Below are 15,536 nucleotides of genomic sequence, written 5' to 3' on the forward strand. Positions count from 1 at the left end.
GGCAAACCGGAAAACCGTCTGTCATGGCGAACCCCAGGCCCCCGCTGAGCCTGCCTTTGCCGGTGGCCGTGACGGGTTAATTTTCCCGGTGTTCCATCCGTTTCGTAGGGATAGCCGAGTTGTTACTCGAAACCCATGTGCACGGATGAAACCCGATGAATGTTGAGAAGTCCCTGAAGCTCGCCCGCCGTTTCATTGAGCTGCCGGTGGAAAAGCGGCGGCTGTTTCTCGAAACCCTGGCCAGCGAGGGTATCGACTTTTCACAATTCCCGATCCCTGCGGACGTCGCCGTCGACGATCGCCATGCACTGTCCTATGCCCAGCAGCGCATGTGGTTTCTGTGGCAACTGGACCCACACGGTGCCGCCTACAACCTGCCCAGTGCGGTGGTGTTGAAAGGGGCGCTGGACACCTCGGCGGTACAGCGCGCGTTCGAGCAGGTACTGCAGCGTCACCAGGCCCTGCGTACTGTGTTCCAGACCCAGGGTGACGAAGTGGTGCAAGTGGTGCAGCCAGCGGCCATCGTCATTGAAGAACACGACCTTCAGGCGCTGGCCGCCGAGGCCCGCGACGCCGCCGTCGCGCAGGCGGTGCGGGACGAAGCCGGTTTGCCCTTCGACCTCCAGCAGGGCCCGCTGTTTCGCGTACGCTTGTTGAAGCTGGCGGCACAGGAGCATGTGCTGCTGTTGACCCTGCACCATATCGTCGCCGACGGCTGGTCGATGAACGTGCTCATCCAGGAATTCGTCCACGGCTACGACGCCTTGGTTCGCGGGCAGGTGCCGGTGCTGCCTGAGTTGCCGATCCAGTACAGTGACTATGCGCTGTGGCAGCGGCGTTGGCTGGAGGCCGGGGAGCAGGCGCGACAGCTGGCTTACTGGCAGGCCAAGCTGGGCGACCAGCACCCGGTATTGCAGTTGCCTGCCGACTACCCGCGCCCGCTGCATGCCAGCCGCCAGGGCCAGCGCCTGCCCATCGCGGTGCCACAGGGCCTGAGCGAGCGCCTGGCGGGCCTGGCGCGTCAGCAAGGGGTCACCTTGTTCAGTGTGCTGTTGGCCGGTTTCAAGCTGCTTTTGCAACATTACAGTGGCCTGCAGGACATCCGTGTCGGGGTGCCGGTCGCCAACCGCAATCGCGAAGAAGTCGAGGGGCTGATTGGCGTATTCGTCAACACCCAGGTGTTGCGCACCGAGCTCGACCCGCAGATGTCCGTCGCCCAATTGCTGGCCGATATCCGCGAAACCACCCGCGCTGCCCAGAGCCACCAGGATTTGCCGTTCGAGCGTTTGGTCGAAGGCCTGCAAGTCGAGCGCAGCCTCAGCCATACGCCGTTGTTCCAGGTGTTGCACAACCATCAGGCGAACGTCGCCGACATCGGCGCCTTGCGCAGCGAATCAGGCCTTGAGCTGCACGTGCTGGAGCGCCACGAGCGCAGTGTCCAGTTCGAGCTCACCCTCGATACCGTGGAGCGCGATGGCCAGGTGCAGGCAGCCTTCACCTATGCCCGCGAATTGTTCGCCCCGGCCACCATCGAACGTATGGCGAGCCATTGGCTGAACCTGTTGCAGGCCATGGCCGCCGACCCGCTGGCGGCCATCGGCGATTTACCGCTGCTGGGTGCCGGCGAGCGGCAGCGGCTGCTGCAGGCCAGCCAACCGGCCGCCAGCGAGTTCGCTGTCGACAGCATACTTGCGCTGTTCGCCGCGCAGGTGGCGCAGCAGCCGCAGGCCCCGGCACTGGTGTTCGGCGACCGGCAACTGAGCTATGCCGAACTCGATGCCGATGCCAACCGGCTGGCACACCAACTGATCGAGTGGGGCGTCGGGCCTGAAGTACGGGTGGGAATTGCAGTCGAACGGTCGGTGGAGATGATCGTTGGCCTGCTGGCCATCCTCAAGGCCGGCGGTGCCTATGTGCCGTTCGACCCCGAATACCCGCAAGAGCGGCTTGCCTACATGCTCGACGACAGCGGTGTTCAACTGCTGCTGACCCAGCAGGCGCTGCTGCCCCGTCTACCGCAGGACACACAAGTGCGCTACCTGGTGCTCGACCAGGCAGCAGAGGAACTGGCGCGCTTCAGTACGACGGCTCCGCCTGCACAGCTGAATGCCGATAACCTGGCCTATGTCATCTATACCTCGGGCTCTACCGGGCGTTCGAAGGGTGTCACCATCAGCCATGGCGCCCTGGCCAACTATGTGCAGGCGGCCTTGCAGCGCCTGGCGCTGGGCCGGGTCGCGAGCATGGCGGTGGTTTCCACGCTGGCGGCCGACCTTGGCCATACCACCCTGTTCGGCGCACTGTGCAGCGGCAGCTGCCTGCATGTGATTGCCCTGGACATCAGCCTGGACGCCGAGCGTTTCGCCGCCTACATGCACGCACACGCCGTGGACGTGCTGAAAATTGTCCCTTCCCACCTGCAGGCATTGCTCGATGGCCCGCACCCGGCCCGGGCACTGCCGCAGCGTGCGCTGGTGCTGGGCGGCGAGGCTTGCCCCGCCGGGCTGATGGCACAACTGGCGCAGCTGGCCCCGCACTGCACGCTGTTCAACCATTACGGCCCAACCGAAACCACCGTGGGCGCGCTCGCTGATGCGGTCGAGGCGCCACCGGCGACGGGGCGTGCGCCGCTTGGGCGGCCGTTGGCCAACATGCAGGCTTATGTGCTGGACGCTTCGCTGCAACCGCTGAGCACCGGCTGCCAGGGCGAGTTGTATCTTGCCGGCGCAGGGGTGGCGCGAGGCTATCACCGCCGCGCGGCGATGACCGCCGAACGCTTCGTGCCCAACCCGTTCGGGGCCGCCGGTAGCCGCGTGTACCGAACCGGCGATCTGGCGCGGCAGTTGGCGAACGGCCAGGTCGATTACCTGGGGCGGGTCGACCATCAGGTGAAGATTCGCGGTTACCGCATCGAACTGGGTGAAATCACCGACACCCTCAAGCGCCAGCCCCGTGTGCACGACGCCGTGGCCGTTATCCACGGCACCGGCAGCGCGGCCCGTATCGTCGCCTACGTGGTGCCCGACAGCCAGGCCGACGCCCCGCAGGTGCTTGCCGACGTACAAGCGGCGCTGGCCAGGCAGTTGCCGGACTACATGCTGCCGAGCCGCTTCATGGCATTGCCCGGTATGCCACTGACACTCAACGGCAAGCTCGATTTACGCGCCTTGCCGGTGCCTGACGAAGGCCCGGCACAGGCCTACCGTGCCCCGCAGACAACCTTGCAACAGCAGTTGGCGCTGATCTGGCAGGACGTGCTGAACGTCGCCCAGGTAGGGCTTGATGACAACTTCTTCGCCTTGGGTGGGCATTCCCTGCTGGCGACGCAGATCATCGCCCGGGTCCGGCGCATCCTGGGGCGTGACGTGCCGTTGCGCAGCCTTTTCGAAAGCAACTCGCTGCAGGGCTTTGCCGAACAGGTACTGGGCGCTGGCGCGCAGCACGTCGAGCCGATCGCAGCGGTGCCGCGTGACCAGCCCCTGGTCGCGTCGCACGCCCAGCAGCGGCAATGGCTGTTCTGGCAGATGCAGCCGCACAGCACCGCCTACCACACACCTATGGTCGTGCGCCTGCGTGGCGAACTGGATCGTGCCGCATTGACCCAGGCCTTCGCGATCCTCTGCGAACGCCATGAAGCCTTCCGCACTACGTTCGTCGAGCGCGATGGCGTGTTGCTGCAGCGCATTCAGCCTGCGGGTGAATTACCGCTAACCTGGGACCGACTGCCAGCAACGGCCGAGCTGGCACAGATACAGGCTCAGGTACTGGCCGAGACCCAGCGGCTGTTCGACCTGGGCACCGGCCCGTTGTGGCGCGCCAAGGTGCTGCAGTTGGGCGAGCAGGACCAGTTGCTGGTGGTCACCTTGCACCACATCATTTCCGATGGTGGTTCGATGAGCGTGATGGTGCGTGAGTTCGTTGCCCTGTACCAGGCCTTGCACCGGGGCGAGGCGCCGGCATTGGCCAGGCTGCCGATCCAGTACGCCGATTACGCCGCCTGGCACAAGCACTGGCTCGACCAGGGCGAGCTCCAGCGCCAGCTGGACTACTGGCGCGGGCAGCTGGGAAGCGAGCAGCCCATCCTGGAACTGCCAATCGACCACCCGCGCAGCGCGCTGAAAGACCACCGGCTGGGGCGCGTCGCGTTCGCCCTGGACAGCGAACTGGCGCAGCGCTTGCGGCAGTTGGCGCGTGAGCATGAGCTGACCCTGTTCCAGCTGTTCCTCGGGGCTTTTGCCCTGTTGTTGCAACGCTACTGCGAACAACCCGATGTGCGCATCGGCATACCGGTGAGCAACCGCAGCCGGCAAGAGCTGGAAAACGTCCTGGGCTTTTTCGTCAATACCTTGGTCATGCGCGTCGAAGTCGACCCGGCCATGAGCGGCGCGGCGCTGCTCAGCCAGGTCAAGGCCACGGCGCTGGCCGGCCAGGCGCATCAGGACCTGCCGTTCGACCGCCTGGTCGAGGCCTTGAACCCGCAACGCTCGCTGGACCGCAACCCGCTGTTCCAGGTGATGTACAACCACCTCAGCATTGCCGGCCAGCAGGTGGGCAGCACCAGCCTGGCAGGTTTGCATGCCGAGGAAATGACCCTGCAGGGTGGCACCGCGCAATTCGACCTGACCCTGGAAACGCTGGAGACCGACGCGGCGATCAACGTGTCGTTCCTCTACGCTGCCGAGCTGTTCGAAGCCGCTACCCTGCAACGCATGGCTGAGCACTGGTGCAACTTGCTGCGCGGCCTGGCCGCCGACCCAGCCCAGGCTGTCGGCGAGCTGCCGTTGCTGGCGCCGCAGGAGCAGGCGGCCCTGTTGCAGGGCTGGCAACAGGCGGGGCTCGCGGCCGCGCCGGCGGCGGTTCACCAGCTGATTGCCGAGCAGGCCCGGCGCCAACCGCAAGCGGTAGCGCTGCTGATCGGCGACCAGCAACTGAGCTACGGCCAGCTTGAGGCCCGGGCCAACCAGCTGGCACACCGCCTGCGGGCGCTGGGTGTCGGCCCCGACGTGCTGGTGGGCATCGCCCTGGAGCGTTCGCTCGACATGGTTGTCGGTTTGCTGGGCATTCTCAAGGCCGGGGGCGCGTTCCTGCCGCTGGACCCCCAGTACCCGGCAGAGCGCCTGGCCTACATGATGCAGGACAGCGGCATCGACCTGTTGCTCAGTCACAGCCGGGTGCTGCCGGGCCTGGACGTGCAGGCCGGCATGCGTACGCTGCTGCTCGACCAACGGGTTGAGCAGCCGGGCGCCGACCATGCGCCCACCGTGGCATTGAGCCCGCAAAACCTGGCCTACGTGATCTACACCTCGGGTTCTACCGGCCAGCCCAAAGGCGTTGCGGTCGCACACGGGCCGCTGGCCATGCACTGCCTGGCCACTGGCCAATGGTACGAAATGACCCCGGCGGACCGTGAGCTGCATTTCCTGTCGTTTGCCTTCGACGGTGCCCATGAACGCTGGCTGACTTCGCTGGTCATGGGGGGTAGCCTGCTGCTGCGCGACGATGAGCTGTGGAGCCCCGAGCGCACCTACGAGGAGATACGCCGGCATGGGGTGACCATGGCCGGATTCCCGCCGGCCTACCTGCAACAGCTGGCCGAGCATGCGGCGCATGCCGGTAACCCTCCACCGGTTCGTCTTTACAGCTTTGGCGGCGATGCCATGCCGCGGGCGACTTACGAGCGGGTGCAGCAAAGCCTGCAACCCCAGGTGATGATCAATGGGTATGGCCCCACCGAGACCGTGGTCACGCCGATGGTCTGGCGTACCCGCGCCGGGCATCATTGCGACAGCGCCTATGCACCGATCGGCCAGCCTGTCGGCGAGCGCAGTGCGTGTGTGCTGGACGCCGCCCTGGGCCTGCTGCCAGCAGGCGTGGCCGGGCAGCTGTACCTGGGCGGTGCCGGCCTGGCCCGCGGCTACCTGGGGCGCCCGGGGCTGACGGCCGAGCGCTTCGTGCCCGACCCGTTTGGCACCGAGGGTGCGCGCCTGTACCGCACCGGTGACCAGGTTCGCCTGCGCGCCGACGGGCAGTTCGATTACCTGGGGCGGATCGATAACCAGGTAAAAATCCGCGGCTTCCGTGTCGAACTGGGCGAAATCGAGGCGTGCCTGCTGGCCTGCGCCGAGGTGCGCGAGGCCGTGGTGGTAGCCGTCGACGGCCCAAGCGGCAAGCAGCTGGCGGCTTACCTGGTGCTGGCCGATAGCATTGCCGCACACGGGCCGGCCGAGCAGCGCGAGCAGCTGAAGGCGGCGCTGCGCCAGAGCCTGCCGGACTACATGCTGCCGACCCACTGGCTGGTGCTGGAGCAACTGCCGTTGCTGCCCAACGGCAAGCTCGACCGCAAAGCACTGCCGGCACCCGACTTCAGCGCCCTGCAGCAGGCCTACGTGGCGCCACGCAATGCCCTGGAGCAGCGTCTTGCCGCGTTGTGGCAGCGCGTGCTGAAGCTGCCGCAGGTGGGCGTGAGTGACAACTTCTTCGAGCTCGGGGGCGACTCGATCATCTCGATCCAGCTGGTCAGTCGGGCGCGTCAGGATGGCCTGCTGTTCAGTGCCCGTGATCTGTTCGAGCATCAGACCGTGGCCGCACTGGCCAGCGTTGCCCAGGTCGGCGCATGCGAGGTGCAAGCCGACCAGGGGCCGCTCAGTGGTGAGCAACTGCTGCTACCGGTGCACCAGCTGTTCTTTGCCCAGGAGATCCCGGCACGTCACCACTGGAACCAGTCGATCCTGCTTGAACCACGGCAGCCTTTGAACGCTGCTGACCTGGAGCAGGCCCTGCACGCCCTGGTCGAGCACCATGATGCCTTGCGCCTGAGCTTTGCGCCCGCCGATGACAGCTGGAAGGCGCGCTACCGCAGCCCTGCCCAGTGCGCCCAGGCGGCGCTGCTATGGCAGGCCGCGGTGGCCGACGAAGGTACGTTGCAAAGCTTGGTAGAGCAGGCGCAGCGCAGCCTTGACCTGGAAAACGGGCCATTGCTGCGTGCCTTGCTCGCAACGCTGGCGGACGGCAGCCAGCGCTTGCTGTTGGTCGTTCATCACCTGGTGGTGGACGGGGTGTCATGGCGCATCCTGCTGGAGGACCTGCAACAGGCCTACGCTGCCGTGCTTGCGGGTAACCAGCCGAACCTGCCCGCCAAGAGCCATTCCATGCAGGCATGGGCCAAGCGCTTGCAGGGGCATGCAGCGCACATGCAGGGCCAGCTTGGCTACTGGTGCGAGCAGTTGCAGGGGCGCGCCGCACTGCCGCGTCGGCAGGTCAGCGACCTGGCCGCAGCCAATCAGCAGTGCCACGCCCACACGGTTTACAGCCGCCTGGACCGGGCATGGACCGAGCGGCTGCTGCGCGAGGCGCCGGCCGCCTACCGCACACGGGTCAACGACCTGCTGCTGGCAGCCTTGGTGCGGGTGATTGCAGGCTGGACCGGGCGCGACGAAGTGTCGGTGCTGCTGGAAGGTCATGGCCGTGAAGCGCTGTTCGACGACCTGGACCTCAGCCGCACGCTCGGCTGGTTCACCACGGTGTTCCCGCTGAAGCTGGCGGTGCCCAGCGAGCGTTCCCACACCTTGAAGCAGGTCAAGCAGCACCTGCACAGCATTCCCGACAACGGCATCGGTTTCGGGGTGCTGGGCCAATGGGGCAGCGCCGAGGCGCGTCAGCAACTGGGCCATGCACCGCTGCCGGAAATCACCTTCAACTACCTGGGCCAGTTCGATGGCAGCTTCGATCAGGCCGAAGCGCTGTTCGTGCCGGCCAAGGAAGACAAGGGCGCCGATCACGACGCGCAGGCGCCGCTGGGCAACCTGTTGAGCCTCAATGGCCAGGTGTACGGCGGTGAGCTGAGCCTGGGCTGGACGTTCAGTCGCGAACTGTTCGATAGCGCCACCCTTGAGCGCCTGGCCGCAGATTACACCCGCGAGTTGCAGGCGTTGATCGAGCACTGCTGCACACCGGGGGTGTGCGGTGTAACGCCGTCCGACTTCCCGCTGGCGCGCCTGTCGCAGACCCAGCTGGACCAACTGCCAGTGCCCGCGGCCGAGATCGCCGACCTCTATCCGCTGGCGCCGATGCAGCAGGGCATGCTGTTCCACGCCTTGTACGAGCAGCAGGCGGGGGATTACGTGAACCAGATGCGCGTCGATGTCGACGGCCTGGATGTCGAGCGTTTCCGCCGTGCCTGGGAGGCTGTACTGCAGCGCCACGATATCTTGCGCACGCAGTTCCACTGGGAACACGAGCAGGCCCTGCAGGTGGTACGCAAACACGTTGAACTGCCGTTCGTGGTGCACGACTGGCAGGGGCGCGAAGGCCTTGAGGCTGCCCTTGAGCAACTGGCACTCGACCAGCGCCAGCAGGGCTTCGACCTCAGCCAGGCGCCGTTGCTGCGCCTGGCGCTGGTGCGCACCGGTCCGGCCCGACAGCACTTGCTCTATACCAGCCATCACATCCTCATGGATGGCTGGAGCAACTCCCAGCTGTTGGGCGAAGTGCTGCACCAGTACGCCCTGCTGGGCGACGGTCAGCCCTCGGCATTGCCACCGGTCACCAGCCGCTACAGCGATTACATCGGCTGGCTGGGCCGGCAGGACGCCGCTGCCGGTGAAGCGTTCTGGAAAGACTGTCTGCGCGACCTGCAAGGGCCCACCCGCCTGGCGCAGGCCATTGCCTACGAGGCCCAGGCCGAAGCCGGGCAGGGCTACGCCGAGCATGTGCAGGTGATCGATGCCGCCACCACCGGGCAGCTGGTGGCACTGGCGCGCCAACACAAGGTCACCCTCAACACCTTGCTGCAGGGTGCCTGGCTGTTGCTGCTGCAACGCTATACCGGGCAGGACAGCGTCACGTTCGGGGCCACGGTTGCCGGGCGCCCGGCGGCGCTCAAGGGCATCGAGCAGCAAGTGGGCCTGTTCATCAACACCTTGCCGGTCACTGCCAGCCCGGCCCCGCAGCTGCCGTTCGCGCAATTCCTGCAGCAGCTGCAGGCGCAGAACGTGGCCATGCGCGAGTTCGAACACACCCCGCTGTTCGACATCCAGCGCTGGAGCGGGCAGGGCGGCGAGGCCCTGTTCGACAACATCCTGGTCTTCGAGAACTACCCCGTTTCCGAAGCACTGCAGCAGGGTGCCCCGGCAGGCTTGAGCTTCGGCGAGGTCTACAGCCGCGAACAGACGCATTACCCGCTGACCTTGTCGGTCAGCCAAGGGCAGACCTTGCAGTTGCACTACAGCCATGCGCGGGAGCATCTGCAGCGCCCGGCGCTGGCTGCGCTGGCCGACAACTTCCAGCATGTGCTGCAGCAGTGCCTGAGCTTGCCGCTGGACAGCTGCCTGGGCGCGTTCTGCCTGGTAGCCCCTGCCACCCGCGAAGGGCTGTTGCAGCACGTCAACCAGACGGCTGCCGATTACCCGCTGCAGCACAGTTATGCCGAGCTGTTCGAAGCGCAGGTGGCCCGTACCCCGCAGGCGGTCGTTGCGCGCTGCGGCGACCGGCAGTACAGCTACAGCGAGCTCAACCGCCGTGCCAACCGTGTGGCCCATGGGCTGATTGTGCTGGGGGTCGGGCCTGACCAGCCAGTGGCATTGCTGGCGCAGCGCAGCCTTGAGCTGCTGGGCATGATGGTGGGCACCTTCAAAGCCGCCGCCGGCTACCTGCCACTGGACCCTGGCCTGCCACAACAACGCCTGAGCCATATCGTCGCCTTGAGCCGCACCCCGGTGTTGCTCTGCACCGAGGCGTGCCAGGCGCAGGCCGAGGCTTTGCTGGACGCACTGGACGAAGCACGGCGGCCGCAGCTGCTGGTGCTGGAAGCACTCGACCGGCCTGGCAGCGCCGAGCACGATCCGCAGCGCTACAGTGGCCCGCAGCACCTGGCGTACGTGATCTACACCTCGGGCTCGACTGGGCAGCCCAAAGGGGTGATGGTCGAGCAGGCGGGCATGCTCAACAACCAACTGAGCAAGGTGCCTTACCTGGGCCTGGGGCCGGACGACGTGATCGCCCAGACTGCGTCGCAGAGCTTCGACATCTCCGTGTGGCAGTTCCTTGCAGCGCCACTGTTTGGCGGCTGTGTGCAGATTGTGCCAAACGAACTGGCCCATGATCCCGAAGCCTTGCTGCAGCACGTGCGCGAGCAGCGCATCAGTGTGCTCGAGAGCGTGCCGTCGTTGATCCAGGGTATGTTCCAGGCCCCGGCCATTGCCGTGCCGTCGCTGCGCTGGATGCTGCCCACTGGCGAAGCGCTGGCGCCGGAGCTCGCTCGTCAATGGTTGCAGCGCTATCCCGATGTCGGGCTGGTCAATGCCTATGGGCCGGCCGAATGTTCCGATGACGTGGCGTTCTTCCGCGTCGACCTGGCGAGCACGCAAGGCGTGTACCTGCCCATTGGCAGCCCCACCGACAACAACCGCCTGTATGTGCTGGACGCCGCGCTGGAGCTGGCGCCGCTGGGCGTCACCGGAGAGCTGTGCGTGGCAGGAACCGGCGTGGGCCGTGGCTATGTCGGCGACCCACTGCGTACTGCCCAGGCCTTTATTCCGCACCCTTGCGGGGCGCCCGGCGAGCGCCTGTACCGCACTGGCGACCTGGCCCGGCGCCGTGCCGACGGCGTGCTGGAATACGTCGGCCGGGTCGATCACCAGGTCAAGATCCGCGGTTTCCGTATCGAGCTGGGCGAAATCGAAGCCGCGTTGCTCGACAGCGATCAGGTACGCGAGGCGGTGGTGATGGCCCAGCCCGGCGCCAACGGGCCGCAGTTGGTGGCCTATTGTGTGGCGGATGACGCTGTGGCTGCCGACGCGCTCAAGCAACAGCTCAAAGCCAGCCTGAAAGCCCGTCTGCCCGACTACATGGTACCCGTGCACTGGGTGCTGATGGCGCGCCTGCCGTTGACGCCGAACGGCAAGGTAGACCGCAAGGCGCTGCCGCTGCCGGACATGAGTCAGGCACGCCAGGCCTATGTTGCCCCGCGCAGTGAACTGGAGCAGCAGCTGGCCGCGATCTGGCAGGACGTGCTCAAGCTTGAGCAGGTGGGGCTGGACGACAACTTCTTCGAACTGGGTGGCGATTCGATCGTTTCCATCCAGGTGGTCGGGCGCGCCCGTCAGGCCGGCATCGCCTTCAGCCCCAAAGATGTTTTCGAGCAGCAGACGGTGCAGGGCCTGGCGCGTGTCGCTCGGCTGGGGGCCGCTCAGCAGCAGATCGACCAGGGCCCGGTCAGCGGTGAGCTGCACCTGCTGCCGGCCCAGGCCGAATTCTTCGCGCTGGCTATTCCCGAGCGCCATCACTGGAACCAGTCGGTGCTGCTGGACGCCCTGCAGCCGCTGGATGCCGACCGGCTGGAACACGCCCTGCACCAGTTGGTGGTACACCATGACGGCTTGCGCCTGAAGTTCGACGAAAGCGAACAGGGCTGGCGCGCCAGCTTCGGCGAAGCACACGTGCGCCACGCGCTGTTGTGGCAGCGTGACTGTGCCGATGCGCAGGCGCTGGAGGCACTGTGCGACCAGGCCCAGGCCAGCCTGTGCCTGGGCAGCGGCGACCTGGTGCGTGCGGTGCTGGTAACGCAACCGGGCGAGTGCCAGCGCTTGTTGCTGGTGATCCATCACCTGTTGGTCGACGGGGTGTCCTGGCGAATCCTGCTGGAAGACTTGCAGCGTGCCTATCGTCAATGCGTGGCGGGCCAAACGGTGGTGCTGCCGGCCAAGACCAGTTCGCTCAGGGACTGGGCCGGGCAGTTGCAAGCCTATGCTGGCAGCGCAGGGCTTGGCAGCGAGCTGGCGTACTGGCAGGCGCAGTTGCAGCACGACCACGCCGAGCTGCCCTGCGACCACCCGGGCGCCGGGCAACAACGCCGACGTGCGCGCACGGTCAGCACGCAACTTGACCGCGAAGTGACCCGGCAGCTTCTGCAAGAGGCTCCGGCCACCTATCGTACTCAGGTCAACGACTTGCTGCTGACTGCGCTGGCGCGCGTGGTGGGTCGCTGGAGCGGCCAGGCCGCGACGCTGATTCAGTTGGAAGGGCATGGCCGCGAAGAACTGTCCGCCGACCTTGACCTCAGCCGAACCGTCGGCTGGTTCACCAGCCTGTACCCGGTGTGCTTGCGCGTCGAGGGCGAGCTGGGCGCGTCGATCAAGCAGGTCAAGGAGCAGTTGCGCGCCATCCCCAACAAAGGCCTGGGTTACGGTGTGCTGCGTTACCTTGGCAGTGACGAGCAGCGTCAGGCCCTGCAAGGCCTGGCAACACCACGCATCACCTTCAACTACCTGGGGCAGTTCGACGCCAGCTTCGATGGCGCCGGTGATGCCTTGCTGCAACCTTCACGGCTGGGCGTCGGCGCCGAGCAGAGCGCTGACGCGCCGCTGGAAAACTGGCTCAGCCTCAATGGCCAGGTCTATGGCGGCGAGCTGCGCATGGGCTGGACGTTCAGCCTCGACCTGTTCGACGAACAGACCGTGCAACGCCTGGCGGACGATTACGGGCGCGAGCTGCGCAGCCTGGTCGAGCATTGCCTGCAGGCCAACGAGGCCGGTGAACAGGGCATGACACCTTCGGACTTCCCGCTGGCGGGCCTCAGCCAGGCCCAGCTCGATGCGTTGCCGGTACCGGCGGCGCAAGTCGAAGACATCTACGCGCTGTCGCCGATGCAGCAAGGCATGCTGTTCCACTCGCTGTACGAGCAGGGCAGCGGTGACTACATCAACCAGATGCGTGCCGATGTGCAGGGGCTGGATGCCGAACGCTTGCGGGCCGCCTGGCAGGCAGTCTACGACCGCCACGAGGTGCTGCGCGCCAGTGTGCTGTGGCAGGGCCAGCAGCAACCGTTGCAGGTGATCCACAAGCACCTGGCCGTGGCGCTGGTGTCCCAGGATTGGCGCGAGCGGCGGGAGCTGCCCACCGCGCTCGACCAGTTGGCCAACGCCGAACGCCTGCGCGGGTTCGACCTGGGCAAGGCGCCGCTGCAACGCATCCAGGTCATCCGCATTGGTGACGATCGCTACCACCTGATCGATACCAACCACCACATCCTCATGGACGGTTGGAGCTATTCGCAGCTGCTGGGGGAGGTACTCGAACAATACGGCGCCCAGGCCCGCGGCGAGCCTCGCCCAGCGGCGCCGGCAGGGCGCTACCGCGATTACATCGGCTGGTTGCAGCGCCAGGATGCGCAGGCCAGCGAGCAGTTCTGGAAAGCCCGCCTGGCGGACCTGGAACAGCCCACACTGCTCAGCCGCAGCCTGGCGACCGGCCAGCCATTGGCCGAAGCCGACGTGGCCGGGCAGGGGCAGGTTGTCTTGCTGCGTGATCGCCAGCAAACCCGCCAGCTCAGCGATTTCGCCCGGCAGCACAAGGTCACGCTCAACACCTTGATGCAAGGGGCCTGGTTGTTGCTGTTGCAGCGTTATACCGGGCAGGCGGCGGTCGCATTCGGTGTCACCGTAGCAGGCCGTCCTGCCGAGCTGCGCGGCGTCGAAGCGCACATCGGGCTGTTCATCAACACCTTGCCGGTGGTTGCCAGCCCGCGCCCGGAACAACCCGTGGTGCAATGGCTGCAAGCGTTGCAAAGCCTCAACCTGCAATTGCGTGAACACGAACACACGCCGTTGTTCGAGATCCAGCGCTGGGCCGGTCACGGCGGCGAGGGGCTGTTCGACAGCATCATGGTATTCGAGAACTACCCGGTCTCGGAGATCCTCCAGCAAACGGCACCCGAGGGGCTGCGTTTCGATGCGGTGCACAACCATGAGCAGGCCAACTACCCATTGACCCTGGCGGTCAACCAGGGCGAGACGCTGTCGGTGACCTTCGGCTACGACCGTGGCTGCTTCGCTGCCGTGCAGGTCGAACAACTGGCTGGGCACCTGCGACAGTTGCTGGAGCAGATTGTCGAGGCCTCGGCGCACCAGGCGCTGGGCAGCCTGACGCTGCTCGATGCGCAACAGCAGCAGGCCACCTTCGCCCAGTGGAACCCGGCCCCCGCCGAGCACCCGGCCGATCAGGCCCTGCACAGCCGCATCGAGGCCCAGGTGCAGCGCACCCCCGATGCCATCGCCGTCACCTGCGAGGGCCAGGCCCTGAGCTATGCCCAGCTCAACCAGCGTGCCAACGCCCTGGCTCGGCGCCTGGTCGACGACGGGGTCGGGCCTGACGTACTGGTCGGCCTGGCTGCCGAGCGCTCGCTGGACATGGTCGTTGGCATCTTCGCCATCCTCAAGGCTGGCGGTGCCTACGTGCCGCTGGACCCGGCCTACCCGGCCGACCGTTTGGCCTACATGATCGAAGACAGCGGCCTGCAGCGCGTGCTGGCCCAGCCCCAGGTGCTGGCCAGCCTGCCGGTGCCGGCAGGCGTGCGCGTGCTCAGCCTGGAAAGCAGCGATGACAGTACCCAGGCCGACCCGCTGGCCTGCTCGCCGGTCACGGTCAGCCCGGACAACCTCGCCTACGTGATCTACACCTCCGGTTCCACCGGCAAGCCCAAGGGCGTGCTGCTGCCGCAGCGCAACGTGCTGCGCCTGTTCACGGCCACCGACGCCGACTTCCGCTTCGGCAGCGACGACGTGTGGAGCCTGTTCCACTCCTATGCCTTCGACTTCTCGGTGTGGGAAATCTTCGGCGCCCTGCTGTACGGCGGGCGCCTGGTGATCGTGCCGCAGCACACCAGCCGCTCACCCGAGGCCTTCTACCAGTTGCTGGCCGATGAGCAGGTCACGGTGCTGAACCAGACCCCGTCGGCGTTCAAGCAACTGATGGCGGTGGCCACCACGGCTGAGCCGCAGCGGCCACTGGCATTGCGCAGCGTGGTGTTCGGGGGCGAGGCGCTGGACGTCAACAGCCTGGCACCGTGGTTCGAACGCTTCGGCGACCGCCAGCCGCAGCTGGTGAACATGTACGGCATCACCGAAACCACCGTGCATGTCAGCTACCGGCCGCTGTCGCGGGCCGACCTGGGCAAGGCGGCCAGCAGCCCGATGGGCGTGCCGATCCCCGACCTGTCCTGGTATGTGCTCGACGGCGACCTGAACCCGGTAGCCAAAGGCTGCATCGGCGAGCTGTACGTGGGCCGCGCCGGCCTGGCGCGCGGCTACCTCAAGCGCAGCGACCTGAGCGCCACGCGCTTCGTGCCGGACCCGTTCGGTGCCCCTGGCGGGCGCCTGTACCGCACCGGTGACCTGGCGCGCTACCACGCCGACGGGGTGATCGAATACGCCGGGCGCATCGACCACCAGGTGAAGATCCGCGGCTTCCGCATCGAGCTGGGGGAAATCGAAGCCCGCCTGCAGGCCCAGCCGCAGGTGCGCGATGCCCTGGTGCTGGCCCAGGAAGGCGCGACCGGCCAGCAGCTGGTGGCCTACCTGATCCCCGCTGCCGAGGTAGCGCTGGAGCAGCAGGCCGGGCTGCGCGCGCAGCTGCGCGAACAGCTGAAGGAAGCGCTGCCGGACTACATGGTCCCGGCGCACCTGCTGCTGCTCGACCGGTGGCCGCTGACAGCCAACGGCAAGCTCGACCGCAAGGCCTTGCCCAAGGCCGATGCCAGCCTG

Annotated in this window: 1 protein-coding gene; it reads left to right on the forward strand. The window is 66.6% G+C overall.

Going from position 1 to position 15,536, the window contains the following annotated elements; genetic code table 11:
* Positions 1-155 precede the first annotated feature (155 nt).
* Positions 156-15,536 (forward strand): non-ribosomal peptide synthase/polyketide synthase (locus tag ACTJJN_RS18525; RefSeq protein WP_440781493.1); only part of this gene is annotated, 15,381 nt, incomplete at its 3' end.

It is taken from the genome of Pseudomonas sp. 22515 (assembly GCF_052044625.1).
Lineage (GTDB): Bacteria > Pseudomonadota > Gammaproteobacteria > Pseudomonadales > Pseudomonadaceae > Aquipseudomonas > Aquipseudomonas alloputida.